Annotated in this window: 14 protein-coding genes; 2 read left to right on the top strand and 12 right to left on the bottom strand. The window is 40.8% G+C overall.

Annotated features, from left to right (window positions below):
- Positions 1–95: 95 nt before the first annotated feature.
- Together O71_RS06745 and O71_RS06740 are read left to right on the top strand one after the other, a co-directional pair.
- Positions 96–1484, top strand: coding sequence for an undecaprenyl-phosphate glucose phosphotransferase (locus O71_RS06745; protein ID WP_007654659.1), 1389 nt, complete (start codon positions 96–98; stop codon positions 1482–1484).
- A gap of 209 nt (positions 1485–1693) precedes the next feature.
- Positions 1694–2392 (top strand): bifunctional 2-polyprenyl-6-hydroxyphenol methylase/3-demethylubiquinol 3-O-methyltransferase UbiG, encoded by a 699-nt coding sequence (locus O71_RS06740; RefSeq protein WP_007654658.1) that lies wholly within the window; start codon positions 1694–1696, stop codon positions 2390–2392.
- Positions 2393–2420: 28 nt separating this feature from the next.
- On the opposite strand, the gene O71_RS06735 is transcribed toward O71_RS06740, so the two are convergent.
- The 12 genes from O71_RS06735 to O71_RS06680 form a co-directional block, all read right to left on the bottom strand.
- On the bottom strand, positions 2421–3455 hold the full coding sequence (locus tag O71_RS06735; RefSeq protein WP_007654656.1) for a DUF354 domain-containing protein: 1035 nt from the start codon (positions 3453–3455) through the stop codon (positions 2421–2423).
- Between the two features lie 3 nt (positions 3456–3458).
- On the bottom strand, positions 3459–4226 hold the full coding sequence (locus tag O71_RS06730) for a glycosyltransferase family 4 protein (protein ID WP_237717741.1): 768 nt from the start codon (positions 4224–4226) through the stop codon (positions 3459–3461).
- 162 nt (positions 4227–4388) lie between these two features.
- The gene (locus O71_RS24580) at positions 4389–4757 is read right to left on the bottom strand and encodes a glycosyltransferase family 4 protein (protein WP_071530844.1); all 369 of its coding nucleotides are present in this window, start codon (positions 4755–4757) and stop codon (positions 4389–4391) included.
- Complete coding sequence (locus O71_RS23145) at positions 4682–5575, bottom strand: glycosyltransferase (RefSeq protein ID WP_202800206.1); 894 nt, start codon at positions 5573–5575, stop codon at positions 4682–4684. Before O71_RS23145 ends, O71_RS24580 begins: the two co-directional genes overlap by 76 nt.
- A gap of 74 nt (positions 5576–5649) precedes the next feature.
- Entirely contained in the window at positions 5650–6258 is a 609-nt protein-coding gene (locus O71_RS24575; protein WP_255345357.1) for a glycosyltransferase family 4 protein, read from the bottom strand.
- 127 nt (positions 6259–6385) lie between these two features.
- Positions 6386–6733 carry a hypothetical protein gene (locus O71_RS27105; protein ID WP_040573841.1) on the bottom strand — a complete coding sequence of 116 codons (348 nt, stop codon included), beginning with the start codon at positions 6731–6733 and terminating at the stop codon, positions 6386–6388.
- Between the two features lie 192 nt (positions 6734–6925).
- Entirely contained in the window at positions 6926–8224 is a 1299-nt protein-coding gene (locus tag O71_RS06705) for an O-antigen ligase (RefSeq protein ID WP_007654651.1), read from the bottom strand.
- 7 nt (positions 8225–8231) lie between these two features.
- Complete coding sequence (locus O71_RS23740) at positions 8232–8435, bottom strand: hypothetical protein (RefSeq protein ID WP_155800639.1); 204 nt, start codon at positions 8433–8435, stop codon at positions 8232–8234.
- 568 nt (positions 8436–9003) lie between these two features.
- Positions 9004–9351 carry a hypothetical protein gene (locus O71_RS06695; RefSeq protein ID WP_051017718.1) on the bottom strand — a complete coding sequence of 116 codons (348 nt, stop codon included), beginning with the start codon at positions 9349–9351 and terminating at the stop codon, positions 9004–9006.
- Complete coding sequence (locus tag O71_RS06690) at positions 9320–10450, bottom strand: hypothetical protein (protein WP_007654645.1); 1131 nt, start codon at positions 10448–10450, stop codon at positions 9320–9322. Before O71_RS06690 ends, O71_RS06695 begins: the two co-directional genes overlap by 32 nt.
- Positions 10437–11993 carry a hypothetical protein gene (locus O71_RS06685; RefSeq protein ID WP_007654638.1) on the bottom strand — a complete coding sequence of 519 codons (1557 nt, stop codon included), beginning with the start codon at positions 11991–11993 and terminating at the stop codon, positions 10437–10439. The genes O71_RS06690 and O71_RS06685 overlap by 14 nt, the downstream gene beginning before the upstream one ends.
- Before the next feature lie 131 nt (positions 11994–12124).
- Positions 12125–13219: an NAD-dependent epimerase gene (locus O71_RS06680; protein ID WP_007654635.1), complete on the bottom strand. Its 1095-nt coding sequence runs from the start codon at positions 13217–13219 to the stop codon at positions 12125–12127.
- Positions 13220–13235 lie beyond the last annotated feature (16 nt).

The following is a 13235-nucleotide window of genomic DNA, read 5'->3' as shown; positions in this document are numbered from 1 at the left end:
ATGCTTTAAACTTTACCCTAAAATGTACTGGCAATAAATATGTTAAAAAGGTGTAAAGGTGAGCCTATCCTATAAATACTATTATTACAAATATTATGGAGAAGGTTATGATTAAATCAAGGCAGATAATTAATTCTGTTTATTTTGGTCGGGACATATTTGTTTTGTTTTTGTCTTTTTTGATTTCGGTGTATCTCTTTAGCGATAGAGAATATATTGAGATAGAGTGGATTCTATTCGGTAGCCTTATATTTTTGTGGTTTTTACTGGGGTATTGGAAAAATCTTTATCATGCCAGCTCTGTCGATAACAGTAACTCAAGGATTTTTAAATACGCTCAGACTTATATTATTTTAGTCGGCTTCACCTTCTTTTTTTTCTGGGTTTTCGAATCGCTGGCCCCAAGCAAAAATGTACTTGTTGCCTTCACCTTATGTATTCCTGTAATCGGTATACCTTTAAATTTTCTCCTGACTCGTTTTGTAGAAACTATTGTTGACTCTCAAACCAAAAATACCCTAATAGCAGGCATCGGGGACTCGGCAAGCAACGTTGTGCGTCAGCTTCAGAACAGTCAGACTGCGTCTTACAACATTAAGGGGTTTATTAAGTGCAAAGAAGAGAAATGTCAGGTCGAGCAAAATAAGGTAGTAAGCGATTTGGATGGGATTAACCAGTACCTGATGAGTAATAGGGTTGATGAGATTGTTATTGCGCTACCTATTAAAACTTCCAAAAAAGTAAAACGCATAATTGAAGCTGCCGACTATCATGGTGTAAGAGTTAAATACGTGCCTGATTTCCAGGGAATATTGGGACATTCATACAAACTGTGCCGATACGGGAATTTAGATGCCATTAATGTGAGGCAGGTCCCTCTTGATAGCCACATGGCTTCTATTGCGAAGTTTACTTTTGATAAATTATTCTCTTTCTCTGCACTTATTCTGCTCATGCCTCTCTTCGCAGTTATTGCGTTTCTCATCAAATTAGAATCTCCAGGCCCAGTGTTTTATTGCCCTATCAGAATTGGTAAAGGAGGCAGGCCATTCAGACTCTATAAGTTCAGAAGCATGAGCGTCTGTGACAGGGTTGCCGGGGGTAGCCTCTCAACAAAGTTAGGCGACGAGCGCATCACAAAATTAGGCAGGATACTGCGGAAATACAGTTTAGATGAATTGCCTCAGTTTATGAATGTTTTGCTCGGTGACATGAGCGTAGTAGGACCAAGACCACATAGGAGCTATTTGAACCAGCAATTTCAGGCCAGTGTAGAGAAGTATATGGTTCGACACTATTGTAAGCCTGGGATTACAGGTTGGGCACAGGTGAATGGCTGGAGAGGGCCTACTGAGACTAAGGAGCAGAAGACTCAGCGTACGGAGCACGACTTGTGGTATATTGAAAATTGGTCGCTACTGCTGGACATGAAAATAGTTTATATGACCTTGTTTGGGAAGAAAACTCACATTAGCGCATTTTGATTACACATACACTATTCTACCAGCCGGAAGGCAATAGAATTTAATAACTGTTATTCTACTGATAATCAAATTTACATAAGGTATAATGCCGTTTTTTACGGCGTAGGATTCTGATCACTCTTTGAAATCACAGCATTAGGTGCTGGTTGCTTCTCGATTACCAAATACCACATAAAGTACAAAGTTCACCCTGACTAAACAATTTTATTATGATAGAGGAGATTTACACAAAAGAAAATGGTGAGTATCTGTTGAAAAATCCAACATGGCACGTTGAAGACTCTCCCTGGAAGGCAGCGCAGATATTAAAAATGTTATATCGCCATAATCTTAATGTTAAAACGATTGCAGAAATTGGTTGTGGAGCTGGTGAAATATTAAATCAACTGCACCTATCAATGGGAGAGGATGTGGTGTTTACCGGATATGACATCTCATCGGACGCTATAAGTTTAGCAAGGCTGAGAGAGAAAGAAAGATTACAGTTCAAACTCGAGAATTTACTCACTGTTGATAGTAAATTTGATCTGCTATTAATGATTGATGTATTTGAACATGTGGACGATTACCTTAATTTTCTAAAGCAGTGTAAAGGAAAAGCGGAATACACTATCTTCCATATACCTTTAGATGTTTCTGCTCAGAGTGTGCTAAGAAATAAACTGATGCATTGGCGAAACTCACTAGGGCATTTGCATTTCTTCACGAAAGAAACGGCTATTGCGACCCTTAAAGATGCAGGTTATGAAGTTATAGACTCTTTTTATACCGCCGGCTCGGTGGAGTTATCAGATAAAACCATTAAATCAAGGCTTGCCTCGTCATTACGTAATGCACTATTCAAGCTGAATCAGGATATTGCGGTTAAATCACTAGGAGGGTATTCGTTACTGGTACTTGCAAGATGAGTTTGATAATCAGGTATATATTTATGATCTAAGCATACGTTAGTACCTCATCTACCATAAATTGGGTTGTGTCCACACATTCATTTATAAGGTCCTCTCTAACTTTCTTGAACCTCGCAAAACCAGCAGAATCCATGAGTATTTCTTCCGCTTTATCAATAGCTCTCTTCTGGTCTTCTCTACTCTCCGTGAAGTTAAACACAATCCCATATTTACGTTCTTCTTCATCTGTATAGCCTCTTCCATCATTGTCTATGAAGATGGATGGAGTACCAAGTACTGCAGCCTCGGATGCCATAGTAGCACTCTCCCCAAACAACAGACTACTATAATAGATGGCGTCATGCATTTGGTTAAATGGAATGTTGATGCGGTATTGCTCTAGCTCCTGAGGAAGTTCACCTTCTGAAGTAATAAAGACTCTTGCATGACTTGATATGCGCTGAACAGCTTTTATTTTGTTCTCAAGTGCCATACCGGTATGCCCAAAGTCATGTGCTGCCGCCCAGGAGACAAACCTGATAATTACATATCGCTCATTCTCTTTAACACCTAGCAGCCCTAGTATAGCTGGATTTGGAGTAAAGTAATTTGGATGCAGGTAAGCCAGCTCCATAAAGCCATTAAACCTCACTTGTTTGCTTCCTAAGTCTAGTCTGTAACAGTTAGGGGTATATACCTTAGTGGCAAATGGAACTGTAAGTTTATGATGCAGACTTGCATGTTCAGTATCACTGAATACAAGCGAAACTTTACCGAGCAGTCTAGCCACCTGCGAAGGGTATGGGTGCAGGAAATTGAGGTATAGATCTGGTTTAAGTTCTCTGGAAAGCTGGAGCAGCTTAAGGTCAGCGTACAGCAGGTACATGAATTTACCGATTTTACCGTCTTTGCCTTTTCCTCTGTCAATAAATGGTATGCCGTAGAGGTTCAGTAAGCGGTGGGCCATTTCTTTGTCGCGCGATACAAAAATAACATCATGCCCGTTCTCAATCATTATTCGAGAAAAATTCCTGAAATAATGAACGTGGGCTGGGTGATTAATATCAATGAGAACTTTCATGGTCTAATTCAGTACTTCGTGATAAATATGAAACAGTTTGCCAGATATGATATCGTTGTCAAACTTCTCGATTACAGGGGCTCTGTTTTCAATTCTGACGTTCTTATCAACCAGCATTAGCAGGGCTTTCACAAAAGCATCAACTTCTTTGTCCACTATAAAGCAATTGTCTATACCTTCGCAGATCTGCTTAACGTCCCCGACGTCATTGGCCACCACAGGTAGAGAGTTCAGGATAGACTCTTTTATAACTTGTGGGCTACCTTCCCTTAGGCTACAAAGTAAAAGCGCATCTGCCGCTTGCATTAGGGCTGTAAGTTGTTCACGGCTATATCCTTTTAATTCCAGAAACCTAACGCTACGTGAAGTAGTACTCCTGAGCTTAGAGATTACTTCAAAAGCAAACTCCGGGTCTTTCTCTTTTCTGTCGAAGCTGGAGGAGAACAGGACAACAAATTCCTGATTACCCCAACCCATTTCCATTCTTGTCTTGGCCCTGAAGTTTAGGCCAATTTTAGTGTCGATACCACAAGGAACAACTGAATGTCTCCCTGGAAAATATTTGGTCATTTTCTCTGAAACCAGTATGTTGTGGGAGGAAAGTTTAGCAGCTAAAAGCGAAAATCTACGTTCTGACTTTTTGTTCAGATCACAGCCATGAAATGTCGTAATAATCTTGTGTCGGCTCATGAACAGCCATTTACTTACGCCAGCTACAAGTGCAGAAAGACCATAGTGTACATGAACTAAGTCTGGTTTAGTTCTTTTTATATAATGATGCAGCTGAAATATAGCCTGTATATACCTCTGATGCCACCTTTCAGGATAAAATAATGATCTATTCTAACGTGATGATTCCTGAAAAGCGCATCAGCCTGTTCTTTTACAAAGGGAGTAGCTCGCCAGATGCAGACCTACTTACAAATAGCACTTTCATTGCTTTACGGCCTCCTGGTCTATTGCATCAATCAGATTGCTGTGTGTTACATCCGCTTTTTTTGAAATGACTGACTGGTATACCCGCTCGAAAGCTCTTCCCATTCTTTCCACAGAAAAATTTTCATAAATCATTTTTCGATTGGTACTCCCACACGCAACTCGTTTTTCTACATTATCAATCAATTCGATAACATAAGACGCAATGATTTCGACTGAGTCGTGATCTTGTACCAAATAGCCGCCTGCACCGTGCCCGATTATCTCAGGTGTACCTCCTTTATTGCTCGCTACGACAGGTTTTCCGAGTGCCATATACTCAAGTATTGCATTTGATATACCTTCACCATTGGGTGAGAGTAGCATACCAACATCACAGCATTTACCAGCGACTCAACATCATTTATATCACCATTAAAGAGGAGTCTGGAGTTATCTTTAGTTACTTCCAGAATACGGTGGTAGGCTGGGTCATCTTCAAAAAAAGCCCCTACACCTATAAAGCTAATATCGTCGCGCTTAGCCGTAACAAGGCGGCCAACGCTGAAAAACATGTCGTAGTCTTTGTGCTGGGATACAGAAGCAACCATAACAACGGCATAAGGGGTATTTATACCGTACTTGTTTTTCACATCCAGTGTATTCTCTAAATCTTCAAAACGGTTAAAATTTAAACCATTGTAGATTACCCTACTCTTGTGTCTTGGCGGGTTAAAGGATTTCAGTCCTGCCTTCGAATTAGAAAGGATCACGGCTGACATACTGAAAATGAGCCGGTCTAAGGCATAGGAAAGCGAAAATTTATCTATGTTTGGAGGGGCGGATGTAATTTGACTATTGACGAGCGGGACACTCTCCAGTGCTATGGTAGGCAGTGTGTAAAAGGACTGCATCTGTCCCCAGGAATGCACCAGATCTGGCTTGAATGTCTTACAGTACTTGTAGAACTGGTAGATGACGGTTGGGTCATTTCGCTTCCACATTTTAGGCAAAACCAAGTAGGAAATCCTCAAAGCATTAAAACTTTCGTAGTGAATTTCAGCGGAGGTAAGCAACACCAGCATGTCATAGCACCCTTTCCCTTGCAAGTAGGTCAAAAGCTCAATTAAGCGTCTTTCCTTTCCGCCTGCACGTAAACTCCCTATGAAAAAAAGCACACGTATTTTCCGTTGAATAATTTCCATTTTGTGTAAGCGTAAATTATTTATTCATGTAAGAACTTAATTAATACCAAGTCAGAGAGGTGACTGGTCTTTGTTTATGTATTGCAGAGTTGTGACATAGTTCTCTTTCTGTTGTTAATAGGCTTACTGCAATCTAAAAAACTTAATAACTCCTCTGTTAAAGGCCTGTGATCATGGTTTGTAGTAACGTACTCAAGTACATTAGCAGACATTAGTTCATATGCTTTTGGTGAGAGTTGTTCGAGCTGCGTTATAAGATCTGCGGCATTACTGTAGACAATGCCAAGGTTAAATTCGGATATGATAGCATCTGGATTCACTTTTGTACTTGTCAAGATTGGGGTGCCAACAACCATAGCTTCAAGAAAAGTATTGCTGAAGCCCTCATAGTGCGACGTGTTCAGTAAAAATTTTGCTTTAGCCAGGAATGGGAGCACTTGGTCTCGTTTTATAAAACCATAGAATTGCACATTCTGCAAATTTTTTAGCTTGTCTAAATAATATAGGGTATCGCTGTCTATGTCATTAGACTCCTTTCCTGCAACCAGGAAATATTCGTGCGGAAGTTTTGAGGCGATCTCATACAAAAGCTTCAGGTTTTTTTGATATTGAAACAAGCCTAACCACCCTATATAAGCTCTCTGGTCCCGGCTGCTATCACTACTCTTTGGGTTTAGATAGATTGGGTTAGAGATCTTTTTTTACCGATTTTTTAGGAAACTGCGCCTGTATGGTTCTAAACTGATAGTCGTTTTGGCATAGAATAAAATCTGAGAGCTTCATCCCCATATTCTGAAATGCCAATGAGTTTTAGAGTGATTTATGAAAAAAACGATTATCAATCAGAAAGTCGTTTGAAATGCGCTGTATAAACTTGATTTTTAATTGATAACAGATGAGGCCAATTAGAAAAGAATGCCAGCTTGGAATACCCTTATATAAATAATCTGGCTTAACTTTTCTTAACTCACGGTATAAATATGGCATACGGTAATAAAGCCACCTAAACCAACGTATACCTTTTCTGGAATCGAATGAAGGTATTAATTTAATGTGTTGGCATTCCTCTTTCAAAGTTCCCATTCTGCTCATGTCAGTAAGCACGTATACCTCATGTCCGAGCGCTAAGAGCCCTTGAATCCACCCATAAGCCTGCACAGAAGCTCCCCCGGATGGTTGCTCTTCTTTAAAGTTAAAAGAATATTTATAATCTGATCGTCGTAAAATAAAAATTTGGCCATAATAAAAGTATTAATAAATATATATAGCCTACCTGCACAAGTCGCTGATCCGACTTATTGAGAAAGTAAACAGTAAAGTATTGTTAGTGATTAAGCAATAAAGAGTCGCCTAGTAAGCAGGTGTCCTAAGTGAATTTACGTCTATTTTAAGTGCAGGTTTGTCTTTTTTTAGTGTAATATTAGGTTTGTCGACTTCTTTTGGTTTTGCAAGTGGAAGCATAGCTAAAAGAAATATAAACCAAATGTTTTCTATGGTTGTATAGCGTCCTGTAGTGGTGTATACTATAAATACTATTACACAATAAAACAGGAAAAGCTTATCTGCCCGGGTGATAGATGATTTATAACTTTTCCAGAAACTGGTATATATCATGAGCATGTAAAGCAGCACACCAATTATACCTGATGAATGTGCCATATTGGTTAGGTCTGAGTGGAGCGTTCGCTGTTCAAAAATACCCTTTCCATAATTGCCAGCACTGTTGAATAGTCCATAGCCAAACCAAGGATTGTAGTCTTCATAGATGAACATGTCCTCATAAAGCACTTCATACTCCAGGAAGCGTTTTTCTTCCTCCAATTCCCGCTCTGCCAGGTTTCTATGCTCATAGCGCTCAATAAGAACAGTCATGAAGCTTGTGTTGGCTATAATGAAGAAGCCGAGTATTACTGCCAGCCCACTGAAGAATGCAACTTTGATAATGCTTCGCTGTGTAAGTAGTAACAGTACGGCTATGGCTATACCGAGTGCGGCCAAACCCATAACCGACCTTCTGAGAGAGAGAGTGATGAAAGCAAATGATATGACAAAAAGTAAAAAGTAAATAATACTTTTTTTATTAACTGCTCTCAGCAGAACTACAAAAGCGGCAAGGGAGAGCACATTAAAATCAGTTGCGTACAAATTGCCATACAGAATTCCAGTTGTGATACCGTACATAGCGTTAGGCGCATATCCTGTGTAGGTAGAAATAACTACGTTGAACACAAATATTAGCAAGAGTATAAAGGCGGCATGAGACAATTCTTTTAAAAGCTCATCTCTGGTGAATTTTCTGTAGATAGACGCTATGAGAGGTATAGCCAGGAATAGCCAAGTCACTGAAAATAGAGAGCCCCGAATATTCTCAATGTCTGGTGATTGTGTTACAAGTATGGCATAGTATAGCAGTAAGAAAATGGAGAATACATTTTCACGCAGAAATGAGGTGTTGAAGTAGATAAAATACAGTATGAAGAGCGAGAAAATAATGTAATAAGTCATGGCCGGCAACACCGGGGTGACCACGGTCTGGGCAAATAGCAGCGTAGGTATATAAATGATAGCAAGTTCTTTCTTATAAAGAAAGAGATAGATGGTAAACCCAATGATGAAAAGCTCTATGAATAGGAAAAATATTTCTATCATACCTTTATTACTTTAGGTTGTCTAAAAACTGTTGGGTTAATGCCACGTTTTCCCTCACCGACCTGCTGGCGTCTAAGCGGTATACCTGTACTCCGTACTGCTCCAAGGTTGCCACAGAAGTATGCAGCAACTGTCGCCATTTCATTGTTTCGTTTGCCAGTGTCTCAGCATTTGCATTGATGTGGGATGCGATCACTTTATTGCGTAGCATCAGTCTTTGTACAATGAGGTTGACATCCGGCGTGTCTATAAGTAGAATAGCATATGGGAGTGGAATAAGCGACAAATAGGTTTTCAGAGTGTTATTAACCGTTTGTTGATTCTCATGGAGCAGGAAAGACTTTTGTAAGAACCCTTCCTGCATTATACAGGGAGTGCCATTTACTCTCTCAAGTATGGCCTGATAGCGGCAAAAATCGCTGAACAAAAAGTAAGACGACCGAAAGCGGTTGCCAACCTCTTGGTTAAGCGGCATGTCAGAGCATGTTAGATGATTCCAGCAAAAGTTCGCCAAATCTTTATAAGAGTCTGAAAATCGAAGGCCATAGTCTACGGGAATGCTTTTTACCTTCGGTTTAGCCAGTATACTTCTGAGGTTATACTCTATCCAAGCAGATAATTGGCCTATAGACGGCTTGGGTGGAGCCAATAGCTTCTCCTGATGTGTCCAATTAAAAGATGGCATCCAAGAGGCGCATAGGGCGTCGTAAATGGTTGTTTTTCCTACACCAGGCGGACCTATCACTTCTATTATTTTTGACTCCATTTAATTTTATACACTACAGTTTTTTCCAGATTTCCTGCTTTACACGAAGCAGCACCTGATCATAAGGCAAGTCAGCGTCAATGTCTATCACCTCAGAGTTACCAAATGATATTTTAGAAATGTTGTCACACTTTAGCTTAATCATTTCCGCATTGTGCTCCGGCTTTCGGGCACAGGCTACTTCCGGGCTGACCAGTAACCTGAATACCAGGTCAGCATCATAATTGCGCACTTTTCTAAACTGTTTCATTTCTAAGTCAGCACACCAGTCTTTAGGGAGGAGGTGTGGGCCATCGTTCATGCCTTTCACATCCAGTTGCGGGAAGCGGTCACAAATCACGACACTGCCTGTGCGGCTCATTTTTTTTTGCATGCTCCAGCATCTCCACCTTTCGGTTAATTAGCATAGGATAGTAAGTGTTGCCAATTAATTTCTTGAGTATTTGCGAAAACTTGTCCTGCTTAAAGAGCAGATCAGTTTTAGAAATTATTTGTTTATTGTAGCTGAAAATGAACGGGTTCTTACCAAAATAGAAATAATGGGCATCTAGTTTATAAGTCAGCCAGTTTAGAACGTCACGGGTGAGAGTGCTTTTACCCGAGCCGTCGCTCCCTACAAATGCGATCACTTTTCCGCCCTTCTCTAAAGTTTTACCAAACTTGAATGGTCCGGATAACCTGGCTGATACCTGCGAAGATTTGATTCGGAGTTTGTACAGGTGTGATTTCAGAACAGAGACTGACCAAGGCGTGCGGTAGTATGGCTTAAGCTGTTCATAAAAGTAGGTGGCCACGCTTAGTATATCTTCCGACTTTTGACCAATCAGAATGCCACTAAAGGAATAGTTGAAATCAATCGGAACTTTGAGCCCTAGCTCTCGGCACAACTGGCTTAACTCTTCCGGACTTGTTTTTGATAGTAGGTATACCAGTTCTTCCTTTAGGTAGTAAGGTATAGCAGGGTCGCTTTTCATGCGCTCGGCTGGAGGCATTTTGGCCCAAATCCTGACAAAGAGTATAATTGCCTCAAGACCGGGCTTAGGTATAGGCCACCCAGTTGCCGCATCAAGAACTATGTGCTGAAAGAACTGCTTCAACCAAGGTAGGTAGAGGTGCTTTACGTGCTGTATACCTGTTACAAGTGCATAGTGGGTATGCAGATGCAGCAGATTCCCAGTATGTTCATCAAAGCCCAACCAGTCTTCTACTAAAGGGTAGGAGCTCCACGCCTGACTGATAATTTTCTTATACCCCATTTGGGTCAGGCATGCTTCATACTTCAAACGATCATCAGGATAGACGAGCAGATCAAGGTCTGTTTTACCTTCCAAAGATTTGAGCAGGTGCCCGTTACTCTTCCAATGCGCAAAACGGATTTCATTCCTGAAGAGCTCCTGGAGAAGCTTCTCCGATTCTTTTGTTGCGACATATTCCTTCATAAAGGTGTTAGTTATCTTCACGTTTGAATATTTTTATCTTTGAAGTAAGCTCCCACACAGATTTCCGTTCGACACCTCCTAATCCTACAAACCAGAAAACAATGCCGACGGTGGGTATAGAAAGCACCCCGATTGAAATAAGTGAAACCCAGTCTGTGATTGTAATAGCCTGACCGGCATACGTTGCCAAAATAAACAGCAGAGCCGTCATCAATAAAGGCTGTAACTGTTTCCATCCAGTAAAATTTACCTGGATATGCATGATCTTTCTAAGAAGCAACGGGTAACCGACTGAAAGTACCAAGCGACCCACTAATATGCTGATGCATAGGCCGATGATGTGATAGTATTGAATTAAGAAGAAAGACAAAGCAATTGTAACGGCAGAGGCTAATACCGAAAAGTATACCTTCATTTTCATATCTAGACTAACATTAATGATTAGACTATCTATTTGGAAAAAAATGGTCTGCACTGATATCAGAAGAATGAGTAGGTTTTCAGTATTACCTGCATAATGTTCTTCTCCAACCCACAAGGATATGAAGGATTTGTTGTACAGGAGTATAGCCACTCCCAGAGAGGCTGAAAGTATCCAATTAATCGTTATTACAATTTTGCGTGCCTGCTGCACTCTGTCATATTCTCCTTTGCCAAAAAGCCCTCCAATACCTGGTATCACACCATTCACTACTGATGTGATGAGACCTTGTAGTGCGTAAGAAGTAAATAGGGTGATAGCATATTGTGTTACGAAAACGGGGCCAGCCAAATAGCCCAATAAAATTTTGTCACTACTGAGCAAGAACATCTTAGACCCAGTAAATGCCATAAACCAACCACTTAGTTTGCTGTAAGAAATAATCTTGCTTTTATCTGTCTTGGCGAAACCGAACCAAGGTATGTTCTTTTTAACGATAAAATAAAAAGTGATGCCCATCAGAAGGGCTGTTAGCAAATCTACGCTCGAAAGCCCTATAAGCCCATGCCCCTGAGTGATTACAAACACCTTGAGTCCCCCAGCTAAAAATATGATGCCAGCCCGAAGCCCCATGCGCTTGTAACCCAGGTTCATGCCGCGTAGCACAGACTCGAAGAGATCGAAAACTTTGCTGGTAACCAAGGTCAGGAGCAGGAGTGAGCAGGCGATCCGGATCATGTTATGATACTCCGGCGTGGCGTGGGTAAGGGTTGGAGCGTACCAAACAATGATGCCACCAATCGCTAGAATTATCGGTAGAATAAAGGTCGTAACCACAAGTGCCGTCGTGAGATCACTTCTTAGCTCTTGGTCGGTAGCAAGATCTCTTTTTTGAGCAATAGACCATTTAAGTACTTGCGTGGCACGGGTATCAGCCATGTTAGCGAAGCCAGTCATTTGAGAGAGCATTTGCCATATACCGTACATGGAGCTACCCAAACCTCCAACAATGAATGGACTCACAAAAAAGCCCACAATCTGAGCCCCGGCATAATCGATTACACTGGTAACAGAATTAAGGTAAGCACGCTGCCTTAAATTCTCTTTCCGCTTTGGCGGTGGTGTAGTTAGCTTAGTATTCAAGGGCGGTATTTGAATTAGATGCTAAAAGGGATGTTGAAAAGGCAGACTTGTAACAATGATATGGTTTAATCATACTGGTGTTACTCCTACAGCTGTCTGGGAGCGCAGAAACCATCAGAGAAATTATTTACTTAAGGCAGACTTATTGATTCAGGTTGTGTTTCAGTTTCTCTCCTGATGGAGTAATAATTAGTATACCAGTCTGTAAATCTCTTTAACCCACATGCTATCGTTGTATCTGGTTTATAGTTGAAATTTTCTATTAAATCATCTACATTGGCCCATGTAGCTGTCACATCTCCTGGTTGGTTACCTCTCATCTCCAAAAGGGCATTTTTGCCCATGCATTTCTGTAGTTCATCTATGAAAGTCATCAGTTGAACAGGTTTGTTATTGCCGATATTGTAGATTCTGTATGGAGCAGTTGAGCGGGAAGGGTCAGGATGCTCGCAGTCCCAATCAGGGCAAGGCTCAGCAGGTTTATCCATCACATTTATTATTCCTTCTACCACATCGTCAATGTAGGTGAAGTCCCGCTGCATCTCACCGTTGTTGAAAACCTGTATTGGTTTATTATTCTTGATGGCATCAGCAAACAGGAAATATGCCATATCTGGTCGCCCCCAGGGACCATATATGGTAAAGAAGCGAAGTCCAGAAGTGGGAATTTTGTAAAGGTGACTATAGGTATGGGCCATTAACTCATTCGCCTTTTTGCTAGCTGCATATAAAGACACAGGATGGTCCACATTATGTTTCACCGAGAATGGCATTACACCGTTTAGCCCATAAACACTTGAGGAACTGGCGTAAACCAAATGTTTGATATTGTGTTGACGGCTCGCTTCCAGAATATTCAGGAAGCTGATTAAGTTTGACTGTGCATACGCATCAGGGTTAGTAATAGAATAACGTACGCCAGCCTGAGCTGCCAGGTGCACAATTATGTCAAACTTCTCACGCTCACATAACGCGATTAAGTTTGCCTTATCCTCTAAGTTCATTCTATAGAAACTATATTGAGAATATTTAAAACTCTGCACCTCGGTGTTCCATTCGATAAGTTCCTCACAGATACCGCTCTCCGCTAATCGTGCAAATTTCAGTTTTGTATCATAGTAATCATTGATGTTATCAACACCCACTACATTATTTCCTCTTTGCACTAGCTTTTCGGCTAAATGAAAACCTACAAACCCTGCTGTACCTGTAACTAATATTTTCATGCCTGGCGTTATTATA

It is taken from the genome of Pontibacter sp. BAB1700, from assembly GCF_000277005.1.
Taxonomy (GTDB): domain Bacteria; phylum Bacteroidota; class Bacteroidia; order Cytophagales; family Hymenobacteraceae; genus Pontibacter; species Pontibacter lucknowensis.
Note: the sequence above shows the minus strand (reverse complement) of the source record. Positions and strands in the feature narration are given on the sequence as shown.

Bases quoted from the DNA above. Each gene is read 5' to 3' on its own strand.
- O71_RS06745 (WP_007654659.1), top strand. From the start codon at position 96: ATGGAGAAGGTTATGATTAAATCAAGGCAGATAATTAATTCTGTTTAT.
- O71_RS23740 (WP_155800639.1), bottom strand. From the start codon at position 8,435: ATGCTACGCAATAAAGTGATCGCATCCCACATCAATGCAAATGCTGAG.
- O71_RS06735 (WP_007654656.1), bottom strand. From the start codon at position 3,455: ATGAAAGTTCTCATTGATATTAATCACCCAGCCCACGTTCATTATTTC.
- O71_RS23145 (WP_202800206.1), bottom strand. From the start codon at position 5,575: ATGGAAATTATTCAACGGAAAATACGTGTGCTTTTTTTCATAGGGAGT.
- O71_RS06740 (WP_007654658.1), top strand. From the start codon at position 1,694: ATGATAGAGGAGATTTACACAAAAGAAAATGGTGAGTATCTGTTGAAA.
- O71_RS06695 (WP_051017718.1), bottom strand. From the start codon at position 9,351: ATGAGCCGCACAGGCAGTGTCGTGATTTGTGACCGCTTCCCGCAACTG.
- O71_RS06705 (WP_007654651.1), bottom strand. From the start codon at position 8,224: ATGATAGAAATATTTTTCCTATTCATAGAGCTTTTCATCATTGGGTTT.
- O71_RS06680 (WP_007654635.1), bottom strand. From the start codon at position 13,219: ATGAAAATATTAGTTACAGGTACAGCAGGGTTTGTAGGTTTTCATTTA.
- O71_RS24580 (WP_071530844.1), bottom strand. From the start codon at position 4,757: ATGCTACTCTCACCCAATGGTGAAGGTATATCAAATGCAATACTTGAG.